We start from the raw sequence: 11416 nt of genomic DNA on the forward strand, positions 1-11416 counted from the left end.
TAAAGTAGCTACTCAGATCAGCAGCCATTGCACTGCTTCCTTTCGGGTGGCAAACCATTCAAATTTGATGGGTAACCAATCTGTAAGTAGGCTGATCTTGGTTTTCATATCATCTGCAAAATGTTGAGACCTTTGGTAAGTCCCCACCACATAGGCTACTTTCTGCAGTTCTGACTGATGGAAGACTGGTAACCATGCATTGGCTGCTGTTGTCATAAAACTTTCTGAGGTATTTTTTGGATACTCACTCAAGTCAATAAGCCAAAGGTATGGATTGTAGTCCTGAAGACACATCATGGAAAGCGTTCTCTCATTGTAATGGATATAAGATTCAGGTTTGAGTGAAGCTTTAATTACTTCTGTAATCATTAATTGATGTTCAGGGTTATACTTATGAACAAAGTAGTTTGAAAGTGTTTTCATTTCTTGTTTGTGCAGTTTTTAGCTATTTCATTGAAAGCAATCTAAATATATTTATAAAGATGTCAATCACTGAAAATAAGGGTATTACATGTTTACTAGCGATAAAACAACATAGCAAACATACTGCCCTAAATGCCATTCACTGTATTTTGTATATACAAACCAACTTTTCTGCCAGCTCCGATTTCTTCTTCGTAATGCCAAAATACACGATTAAACAAATCAAGAATATCCTGCCGCATTGCTTCTGAGGTATTTAGTTTTTAGTGAAAGATGCTCTATTTTTTTAACTTTAGTGATTGTTGTGTTTAATCGAAATATATCTGTCTCAATGATAAAGCCTGAGTTGGTTGTTAAGGAGTTAAGAAACAGGTTGGGAGACCTTTATTTCACAGGGAGTATTGAAGTTTGCAAACATATGCTAGAAGTAAAATGCTCTGGTATGGGGCTTACAACAGAAGAAAAAATTGATGCAGGCATGTTGATTCTGGATATGATCAAAGAATATAAAGTGCAATGTTTACTCTTTGATGCAAGCGACTACCTTAATGGCTGGGAAGGGATCTATAATTGGCTAGAGGAAGTTTGGGTACTGTCAATCAACTCATTAGGACTGAAAAAAAATGCCATTGTAATGTCTAGCAATCTCTTTGGGCAAATTTCGGCTGAAAAAACTATTTCAATGAATGGAATGCAATCAGACCAACTGGAAAGTCGTCTTTTTGTATGCAGTGAAGAGGCAGTGAAATGGCTAACAAGTGGTAGTTGCTGTGAATAACAAAGGCATACACCTCAGGTGGGCTTGTCTTTCTCTTTTCGAATTTCTATAGTCTTACCTATCTCAAAAACCATCTCAGCAGGGATATGAAAGTACGCAATATCGTTTTGGCTATTTTTCTGTAACCAGTTGAAAAGTGAGATCTTGATTTGATCAAGAAACCCTGGTGCCTCTTCTAACATATATTCTTTGGACAGAAAAACAGATAGCGTCTGTAGATTCTTTTTTGTCAAAACACCTTCTGATTTCCAGTAAGCAATCATTTCTCTCATATGCGCCTTTTCCATATAGCCGTATGCCATACTCATTTTTATAAATCCCTGCCCTAAATTCTTTACTTTCATTCTACCCTCTTTTGGAATTCTAGGTCTGTTTGTAAAACATATATCTAACAATATCACTGTTTCATGGGCTGCCTTGTTATGTTCCATATTTTGCAACAAGGCTGTTGGAATTTGAGTTTTATCTTCATTAAGGTAAATAGCGGTTCGGGGAATTGAAAAGTATTTCTGGCGGTCAAAACGAGAAATAAAGGTACTTAGTGGCAACTGAAATGGTTTCAATTTTTGATTAAGCTGCTCATTGCCTTTTATCCATGTCCAGAATATGGTAAAAATGATCAAAGCTATAGTAAGAGGAAACCACCCTCCATTATAAATTTTCAATGAGTTGGCGCCAAGATACCCTAAGTCTGTAATCAGGAACACCAATATCAAACTGATACAAATTATCAGTGACCAATACCATTTATGCCGCATTACAAAATAGAGCAAAAGGTCAGTGATAATCATGGTTACCGAGATTGCAATACCATACGCTACCGCAAGATTGGCTGATGTTCTGAATAGCATCACAACCATTACAGTAAGGAAAAGTAGTATCCAATTGACCTTTGGTATATAGACTTGCCCTCTCTCCGTTTCAGATGTATGAACCACCTTGAGCCTAGGCAAGTATTTGAGCTGAATAGCCTGATAAGTAAGGGAAAACACTCCCGAAATGATGGCTTGAGAAGCTATTATGGTTGCAAGCGTTGAGATAATCACCAAAGGGTAACGCCAGCTCTGTTCTACCAAATGAAAAAATGGGTTGATGGCAGTTTGTGGGGCTCTGATAAGTAATGCCCCTTGTCCAAAATAGTTAAGTACAAGTCCAGGCAAGACCACAAAAAACCATGCTTGACGAATAGCCTTTTTTCCAAAATGCCCTAAATCAGCATAGAGTGCCTCCCCTCCTGTAACTACTAGAAATACGGCACCCAGCACATATAAACTTTCAAAGCCTTCCACAGAAAGAAACTTTATAGCCAATACAGGGTTTAAGGCAACCAAAATGTCTGGATACTTGAGGATATGGACAACACCCAACACACCTAGTATTGAAAACCAAAGCAACATAACAGGTCCAAACAACATCCCTACTTTGGCTGTCCCAAATTGCTGCCCTAAAAAAAGTACCACAAGAATCAGGGTTGTAAGTGGCGGAGCTAGGTTCTCAAATGCAGGATTGATCACTTTGAGACCTTCTACTGCACTCAAGACAGAGATCGCAGGCGTTAACAACCCATCTCCATATAAAAGGGCTGCACCAAAAAGTCCTATCAACAAGATAAATGTTTTCCCTAACCTTTTATCACCAAGACTGGTAAGAGCCGATTGCATCAACGCCAATACCCCTCCTTCCCCATGGTGGTCAGCTTTTAAAACAACAAACAGGTATTTAACACTTACAATCAATATCAATAACCAGAAAATCAAGGATAATATTCCCATCACATTATCCGGATTCAGTGTTGTAGCATGTTTACCATTGAAACACTCCCGAAAGGCATAAAGTGGTGATGTACCAATATCCCCGTAGACGATACCGAGGGCTGCTAAAGCCAGAACTGATTGCTTGGATGGTGTTTTCGACATCGTACCCTAGTATAAGTTGTGTTGTTTGAGGTTTACATAAAGCTAACCTTGATTTAGTGATTGGCAAAATGCCTTTTCAAACTAATGGTACGCCCTTTCAGTTTATAAAATCTTAGATTAGTACTACCTTGAGTAAATCCTAGCTAGCACTTACAATAGCAGGAACTTACCAGAGAAAATAACAATACATTGAAATAATAACATGACAGAGTTTTGGGAATCGAGTTTTAAGGATAAACAAACAATGTGGGGATTTGAACCTGCTGATGCTGCAATTTCAACTCTTGACTTATTTAAAAATAAGAAATTAAAGGAAATATTAATCCCTGGGTTTGGATACGGCAGGAATGCACAAATTTTCACTGAAAATGGCTTCAACGTTACAGGAATTGAAATTTCAGAAACGGCAATTGATTTAGCAAAAAAACACTATGGCAATATCGTAAATGTGTATCATGGAAGTGTCAGCGAGATGCCATTTGACCAAAAGTTATATGATGGCATTTTTTGTTATGCATTAATTCATTTACTAAATGAAGAAGAAAGAGCTAAACTGATTGCGGATTGTTATAACCAACTTCGAATTGGTGGATACATGGTATTTGTTGCAATTTCAAAGAATACCGCCACATATGGAGAAGGTATAGAACTAAGTAAAGACAGATTCAAGACCAAGCATGGAGTTAATCTATTCTATTATGATCTAGCAGCAATAGAGAATGAGTTTGGCCAATATGGATTGAGTGAAACTGAAGAAATTAGTGAACCTGCAAAAAATATAGGCAACAAGCCTTCACAAAAATTTTGGCAAATTACCTGTACTAAAAAGGAACAGTAAAACGCTTCAGATTGATTTTTAAACTAAAACCAACAGTCCAAACTTGTGTCATAACAGCTTGATACTGCTTGTACTTAACCTAACAAATGAATAAGCTAATTGCAATAATTCTAATATTGGTCATTGGGCCAATTCTTGGAGGGGTTTATGGGATTCTTCATGACCAAATCACCTATTCCATCTCAGAGGAGTATTATACAAAGTTTAAGTTTATACAATTTGGACTTGAAAACTGGGGATTAGGACAAAATATCGGATCAGGTAAAAATCCGGAGATACAGTTAGAGAACCCTAGATTTGGAGTTACCATCATAGGAATATTGGCTACATGGTGGGTAGGACTTATTATAGGGGTGTTTCTTGGTCTTGTAGGGTTCATCCATAAAAATGGAAATGAGATGTTCAAGGTTACCCTAAAAGCAATTATGGTAACTATGGGAGTCGCATTAATAACTGGCTTTATTGGGCTTTTATATGGACAATTTTTTCTGGATGAAGTTCCTCCGTATTGGTTTTTACCTGACCATACAAATGACAGGAAAAGCTTTATAGCCATTGGCTCAATGCATAATTTCAGCTACTTGGGAGGACTAATTGGATTAATTGCAGGTGTGATATTTAGTATCCTCCAAAAAAGAAAAAATAAACGCATGATAACTCAAAATTCCTGATGCATAAAACGTCAGCAGATACTCCAATTAACAATAACCAATTGATGATTAAAGCATTATATCAAATAGAAAACACGCTCTTAAATTATAATGGGCTGAAAATAAAAAACGTTGTTCAAGACCATGAATGTCAAGAATATTTTGGGTTTAACTTCCAAATAAACAAGCTCAACATAAAATTTAGAAAAGCGAAAGTCACTCCTAAAAAAACGGGGCTGTTTGTCTCCTTATGGAAAAGAAACGCAACAGGACAAACAGCGCCTTTTAGCATAAATGACAATTTCGATTATTATATCATCGCAACGGAACAAGATCACCAATTCGGGTTTTTCCTTTTCCCAAAACAAGTTTTAAGCGACAATCAAATATTAACCAAGCACAATAAAGAAGGTAAACGGGGTTTCAGGGTCTATGCAGATTGGAATACACCCAACAACAAACAAGCTCAAAAAAGCAAAAATTGGCAAGAAAAGTATTTTATAGATTTGACCAATACCGAAAATAAGTGTGTTGAAAAACTTAATTCAATTCTGCCCATCACTTGTCTGTAATATGAATGGGATACACTAATTGTTCATCACATTTAATCAGCATTCAAACAAAAGGTATAGCCCATTCCTACTCAAATAGTAATGGCTATACCTTTATAATATTCAGCATCATAATGTCCTGCTATTGACTACAAACATTTGTATGCTTAACCTATCTACTTAAGTCTAATCGGATATTGGTTAGGTTACCCTTAAAATGAAAAGGAGTATCGTAGTTATCATCAATCGGGGTGCCGCCATCCATACCGATATCTTGCGTTTCATCCAAAGAGTACTTGATAGGTGTCGTCTGATCAATCTTACCTTCACCTACTACCTTGCCATCCACAAGGAGCTTCACTGTACCACTCTTACCAAACTCCTTTTCACCACCATTATAGGTAAAGTCTGCCTTGACCTCATGCTTTCCGGCAGGTACTTTTGAAGTAGAATTGATGGTATAGCGCTTCAGGTCAATGTAATTGTGGGAGAAATAAAGTTGACCATCTTTCAGGTAAAATGCCCAACCTGCTGTATTGCCGCCTTGCGTGAAGATCATCCCATTACTATTTTCATCCACCTCCACATCTGCCGTAATCGAGAAGGATTTGTTCTTCAGGTCAGGGGCAGTTGCTTCCGGCAACCCGCTGATAGGAGAAGGATAAACAAAGTGAGTTCTACCTGCACTTGGGTTGGGCTTACCTGTCATCTCTGCCGAAAAGCGTTCCGCTCCTCGCCAGTCCAGCGGCAGTACATTGTACTTGCTCGCCTGTGCCCACCACAAAGCTTTTAGCTCTTCCAACTTTGCAGGTTCGGACTTTGCCAAATCAGTAGCCTGAGAAAAATCCTTGTCAATATTGTAAAGTTCCCACTTGGCTTCAAATGGGTCATAGTTATCCCTTACCGGATTCCATGGTTCAAACGAAAGGCTGGCAGCCCACCAACCATCCTTGTAGATGCCCCGGTTGGCAAACATTTCAAAGTATTGCATGGTATGGCTTTCCTTGGCTTTGCCATCGGTCAAACTTTCCATAAAGCTACGTCCTTCCATGGGCTTCTGTGGTACCCCATTGACCATATTAGGCTCTTCTAGTCCCACTACCTCCAAAATAGTTGGCGCTATATCCACCACATGGGTAAACTGATTCCTGATCGCTTTGCTTTCCTTGATCTTCTTGGGCCATGAGATTATCATCGGGTTTCTTACTCCTCCTAAATGACTGGCTACCTGCTTGGTCCATTGGAATGGTGTATTCATCGCCCAAGCCCACTCAGCAGGGAAATGGTTGAAGTGTTTTTCCGTTCCCAACTCATCAATATGAGGCAGCACTTCCTCATAAGTAGTCTCATGGGCATTGAAGAATGCAATCTCATTCATACAGCCTTCCAATCCTCCCTCTGCCGAAGAACCATTATCACCCACGATATAAATGATCATGGTATTTTCAGCATCCGGCAAGGTCTTGACATAGTCCATCACCCGCCCTACCTGAGCATCGGCATGTGCCCCATAGGCAGCAAAAATTTCCATCATATGGCTGTACAGCTTTTTCTGGTCGGCATTCAGGCTCTCCCATGCCGGCAGACTTTTGGGACGGGTTGTCAGCTTGGCATCGGCAGGGATTACCCCCATCTCTTTTTGACGCTTGAAGGTCTCTTCCCGATACTTATCCCAGCCCATATCAAACTTGCCTTTAAACTTGTCAATCCATTCTTTCGGTGCCTGATGTGGACTGTGTGTTGCAGCCAAAGCCAAATAAACAAACCAAGGCTTTTCAGGCTCAAATGCCTCTGCCTTTTGCAAGTACGCAATGGTCTTGTCTGCAAGGTCTGCACTCAGGTGATAGTTCGGGTCATCTGGACGCTCTATTGGGTTCAGGTTTTCGATCAGGTCCGCCTTGAACTGGTTGATATCTCCCGCATTAAAGCCATAGAAGTAATTAAATCCCAATCCTGTGGGCCAGTGGTCAAAAGGTCCCAATGGACCTGTCTCATATACGGGTGTATTGTGGTTTTTTCCAATCCAAGCGGTGGCATAGCCATTTTGTCTCAGTATTTCGGCAATGGTAGCCGTACTTTTCGGGATTACACCAGTATAGCCGTCATATCCGGTAGCCAGCTCTGTAATAATACCTGTACCGGAAGACTGGTGGTTTCGCCCAGTCAGTAAGGCAGCTCGGGTAGGTGAGCAAAGCGCTGTCGTATGGAAACGATTATAGATCACGCCCTTCTCTGCCAGCTTTTCCATATTGGGTGAAGGTACCCCTCCACCGCTTACAGCAAACTGGCCAAACCCGGCATCGTCTATCAGGACAAGCAAAATGTTGGGAGCGCCTTCCGGTGGTTTGGCAGGCTGTGGAAACTTGGCAGGGTCACTGTCCTTGAAGGTCGTCCCCACGACACCCTTGAATCGGTATTCCGGTCGAGGTAAGACTTCCTGTGCAAAGGCACGTGGTACGTACACTAGCAACAGCAACATAAAAATAGTAGGTTTCATATTCGTTATCAGTTAGATCTAAAGAGGCAAAACAGAAAGGAGTGAATACCTAACAGGTAGCTAATAAGATACTTTTAGAGTTGACTTCAATAGCTAAATCAAGTGCATCAACAAAATGTAAAATGAAGTAAAAAAGAAGGGTATTTATCTATACTAAAGAAGTAGCCTTTTATGCTATATTATAAGTTTTCAAATTGAGCATTTATTTTAATAAATATATTTTCAGTACAAAACCCCATTCAATAACATTATATACAATCACAGAGTTCAAACTTTATTGCAATAAAAACTGCCCAACATACTTATATAAAAATATTCATATGTATTAAAGTCAATTTACGATGAATATCAGACTCAACTAAGTATTCTAATTGAAGTAATCACAATCCACCTTCCCCACTGTTTACGCTGTTTATCAGATAAAGTCATCCTGAAAAGTAACCATCACTTCTTGATTCCCTCATTATGAAATTTGTAACACAACGATAATTAAACACTAATAACCAAACACTTACCACTACAACTGACGCTTGTAAAACCTCCTTCTCTTCTTAAAAAGGGATCGTATAACCAACTTTCCTTATTGAAATGGTAACTAAAAAGTTTCATCACAACAGGCTCAGGACAATACCTGTTTAAGTCCTAAGATCTTTATACCTACATTCCATTCATCGCAATTCTTGTTCTTCCTATCGCACTATTTTCTTTTGAAAAATCTATACGCTCTACTTTGACACTCAATAGAAATTATGATCACTGGTTTTTAAGCGAACCTGATCGTCACGTGCTTTCTACTTTAAAAATTGTGCTAATGAAGACACCTGATTTTTATTACAGTGGATTTAAATCACAAACAGCATAGAAAAAGTAGAATTACAACAAACTATTAATAAACTAAATACTAGGTAATTATGACCAAATTGCGGAACACAAAACTCCAAATCACCCACCGGGTAATTTTTCAAGCAGTGACAGCCCTTATTATTTCATCATTAGTTATACTTTCAGGTTGCAATGATGACGATGAAAACGTAGTAGATGAAGCCTCCATTACATCCATAGATTGTAGCGGCGTCACTTTTGACTTGACTATAGACGGCCCAGATATTTCAGGTACAGCTACCGTTCCTTATTCCGGCGGAAATGGCGTGGCTTATGACACTGCAATGGTGATCTCTTCAACTGGTGTAATAGGCTATACTGCTACATTGGAAAGCGGTACGTTGGCGAGTGGCGAAGGTAACTTGGTCTTTGATATCACGGGTACATCCACAAATCAGATGGGCGGCGGCATCGCTTTCTTCAGTGTAGCTTTTGGAGGTCAGGCCTGCGTACTTGAGATGACACTTGATGGTGGATTCGATGGCGGCATGGAACCTGGCGCTGGTGGTCCTGGCGGAGACATGGGCGACATTGTGGACAACGGCTTCTCAGATGTTGAAGCGGTAGAAGTTACGGCTTGTTCTTCTGCTTCAGGAATTGAGAAGATCATTTGCCTTGCCGAATCTTTTATCGCATTGCTTGATGATGAAGAGTTGGCAATTGTACAGCTTGATTACTCAGTGGAAAATGCACAGAAATGGTCTAACCTACCAGAAGGAATGGCAGGAATCAGACTGGGACTTTCTCTGGGCGAAATGGATTCAACACAAGTGGCCTATGTAAAAGCCCTGCTGAAAGAAGTTACCGGAAGTAAAGCAAACGAAGGATGGGACGAACTGTATCAACACCTTATCGCTGACAATTACCTAGGTGACAATGGAGGCGGCAATACTTACGGCTCTCACAATTACTATTTTGCCTTGTTGGGAACACCATCTACCTCCGGCACTTTTGAGATCCAATTCGGAGGCCATCACTTTGCGCTTGCCAACACTTACATTGATGGAGAACTGGTGGGTGCTACTCCTTCTTTCCGTGGCATTGAACCATTCGGTACTTTCACTTACAATGGTGAATCTTACCAAACCATGAATGATGAGCAAGCAGCTATGGTGGCTATGCTGGCAGGACTGTCTTCTGACGAGCTGGCAACTGCTCAACTGAGTGGTACATTCGGTGATCTTGTAGCTGGCCCTCAGAATGATAACAATTTCCCTGCAACGCCTTCTGGACTGAACGTAGGTGGACTAACCTCTGCTCAGAAAGAACTGGTACTTGCCGTAATCGAAACTTACGTTGCTGACCTGTCTGATACTGAAGCTGAAAAAATCATGGACAAATATGAAAGCGAGATAGACGATACCTACATCGGATATTCAGGTACAACCAGCGTAACTGAAAGAAACGATTATGTCAGAATCGATGGCCCGTCTGTATGGATTGAGTACAGTACGCAGTCTGGCGTTATCCTGTCAGGCACACACCCTCACTCTGTATGGAGAGACAAGACATTTGATTACGGTGGAAATTAATTTTTTCCACTGCTGAAACATTCAGTGACAACCTGCCCTCCTGCTGAGGGCAGGTTGCTTTCAACCAATATGATAACAAATCCGTCCGACTTCAGGTGCAGGTACATTTCTGCAAGGTGATCGGGCAGCATTACTTATTGAATACCAGTATGCATTTCAGAAAGCTATGGCATGTATCACTTTTGCTGCTACCTGCCTTCATGATACTACCCTCAAAAATTTTGGCTCACCCCATGCCCAATACGGTGGTGGAACTTTCCGTTTCAGATCATTCTGTTTTTGGTGTGGCAAAGATGCCTTTTATAGTTTGGATGGATGCCACCAAAAGCACTGAAGAGAAAGTTGACAGCACACAGATCGTAGGTTATTTCCAGCAACATATCAAGGCGCTATCAGGGAATGACGTTTGGAAAACCAACATCAGTGGCTTTAAGACGATCGAAGAGTTTGACCGTGAAGTTGGTAAGTATACTGAACTGGAGATTTATTTTGAGCTGACACCTTCTACCCCATCGGCACTTCACCAGTTTGATTTTGCCTATGATGCCATCATTCATGAGGTACTCACCCACAAGATTCTCATTTACCTGAAATATGACTGGAACAGCGGGATGATCACAGATGAGGCTACCAGACCTGTTGGCGTTATAGCGACAGATTTTAAATTGGGAAAATGCCTGCCACTGAAGATTGACATTGATGGCGGAAGCTGGATCAAAGGCACTTGGGCCATGTTTTTATTTGGAATGGAACATATCCGTGTTGGGTTGGACCATATTCTTTTCCTGCTCACGTTGTTGATCGTCTCGCCGCTGGCAGTCTTTGATAAAAGGTGGACAGGCTTTGAAGGCTATAGGCACACCCTCTTCCGATTTCTGAAAATAAGTATTGCCTTTACAATTGGCCATTCAATCACATTGCTTGTTGGCAGCTTTGACCTGATTCCTTTCCGTGCTCAGTATATCGAAGTTCTGATTGCCCTATCCATCCTGATATCTGCCATTCACTGCATCAAACCTGTTTTTGTAAAGAAAGAGGCTTGGGTGGCGGCCGGCTTCGGGCTTATCCATGGTTTGGCATTTTCGATTTCACTTTCATCCATGAACCTCGGATGGCAGGCAAGGTTACTGAGTGTTGTCGGATTCAACCTTGGCATCGAAAGCATGCAGCTTATCATTATGGTTTGCTTCTTTCCCTTACTGATCACCAGCAAATGGAAATTTTACCCAGCCTTCAGGGTTGCCTTTGCCATCATCACAGGCATCACTGCCGTGGCGTGGATTTTTGAACGCGTTCTGGAGAAAGAAAATTTCATTACCGAGATCGCTAATTCTATTTTATAAACAATC

The 11416-nt window shown here is 40.6% G+C and carries 9 protein-coding genes; 6 read left to right on the forward strand and 3 right to left on the reverse strand.

The genetic code is table 11. From position 1 onward, the window contains the following. Nucleotides 1-12: 12 nt before the first annotated feature. Nucleotides 13-423 carry a hypothetical protein gene (locus V6R21_RS03675; protein WP_334241011.1) on the reverse strand — a complete coding sequence of 137 codons (411 nt, stop codon included), beginning with the start codon at nucleotides 421-423 and terminating at the stop codon, nucleotides 13-15. Between the two features lie 331 nt (nucleotides 424-754). Between V6R21_RS03675 and V6R21_RS03680 the strand changes: the two genes are divergently transcribed. Next, nucleotides 755-1201 (forward strand): hypothetical protein, encoded by a 447-nt coding sequence (locus tag V6R21_RS03680; protein ID WP_334241012.1) that lies wholly within the window; start codon nucleotides 755-757, stop codon nucleotides 1199-1201. 14 nt (nucleotides 1202-1215) lie between these two features. On the opposite strand, the gene V6R21_RS03685 is transcribed toward V6R21_RS03680, so the two are convergent. After that, a complete protein-coding gene (locus V6R21_RS03685; RefSeq protein WP_334241015.1) occupies nucleotides 1216-3117 on the reverse strand; it encodes a potassium transporter Kup in 1902 nt (633 codons plus the stop codon). Nucleotides 3118-3319: 202 nt separating this feature from the next. Here V6R21_RS03685 and V6R21_RS03690 point away from each other — a divergent pair, with 202 nt between their 5' ends. The 3 genes from V6R21_RS03690 to V6R21_RS03700 all read left to right on the forward strand — a co-directional run bounded on the left by V6R21_RS03690 (nucleotide 3320) and on the right by V6R21_RS03700 (nucleotide 5177). Continuing rightward, complete coding sequence (locus V6R21_RS03690) at nucleotides 3320-3955, forward strand: class I SAM-dependent methyltransferase (protein ID WP_334240522.1); 636 nt, start codon at nucleotides 3320-3322, stop codon at nucleotides 3953-3955. A gap of 86 nt (nucleotides 3956-4041) precedes the next feature. Then, a complete protein-coding gene (locus tag V6R21_RS03695; RefSeq protein ID WP_334240524.1) occupies nucleotides 4042-4626 on the forward strand; it encodes a hypothetical protein in 585 nt (194 codons plus the stop codon). Next, nucleotides 4626-5177: a MepB family protein gene (locus V6R21_RS03700; RefSeq protein WP_334240525.1), complete on the forward strand. Its 552-nt coding sequence runs from the start codon at nucleotides 4626-4628 to the stop codon at nucleotides 5175-5177. The genes V6R21_RS03695 and V6R21_RS03700 overlap by 1 nt, the downstream gene beginning before the upstream one ends. A gap of 151 nt (nucleotides 5178-5328) precedes the next feature. Here V6R21_RS03700 and V6R21_RS03705 read toward each other — a convergent pair whose 3' ends face one another. Next, nucleotides 5329-7653, reverse strand: coding sequence for an arylsulfatase (locus tag V6R21_RS03705; RefSeq protein WP_334240529.1), 2325 nt, complete (start codon nucleotides 7651-7653; stop codon nucleotides 5329-5331). Between the two features lie 911 nt (nucleotides 7654-8564). Here V6R21_RS03705 and V6R21_RS03710 point away from each other — a divergent pair. Then, entirely contained in the window at nucleotides 8565-10067 is a 1503-nt protein-coding gene (locus V6R21_RS03710) for a DUF3500 domain-containing protein (RefSeq protein ID WP_334240531.1), read from the forward strand. 95 nt (nucleotides 10068-10162) lie between these two features. Continuing rightward, nucleotides 10163-11410 carry a HupE/UreJ family protein gene (locus V6R21_RS03715; protein WP_334240533.1) on the forward strand — a complete coding sequence of 416 codons (1248 nt, stop codon included), beginning with the start codon at nucleotides 10163-10165 and terminating at the stop codon, nucleotides 11408-11410. The last annotated feature ends 6 nt before the right edge of the window (nucleotides 11411-11416 follow it).

The organism is Limibacter armeniacum, from assembly GCF_036880985.1.
GTDB lineage: Bacteria > Bacteroidota > Bacteroidia > Cytophagales > Flammeovirgaceae > Limibacter > Limibacter armeniacum.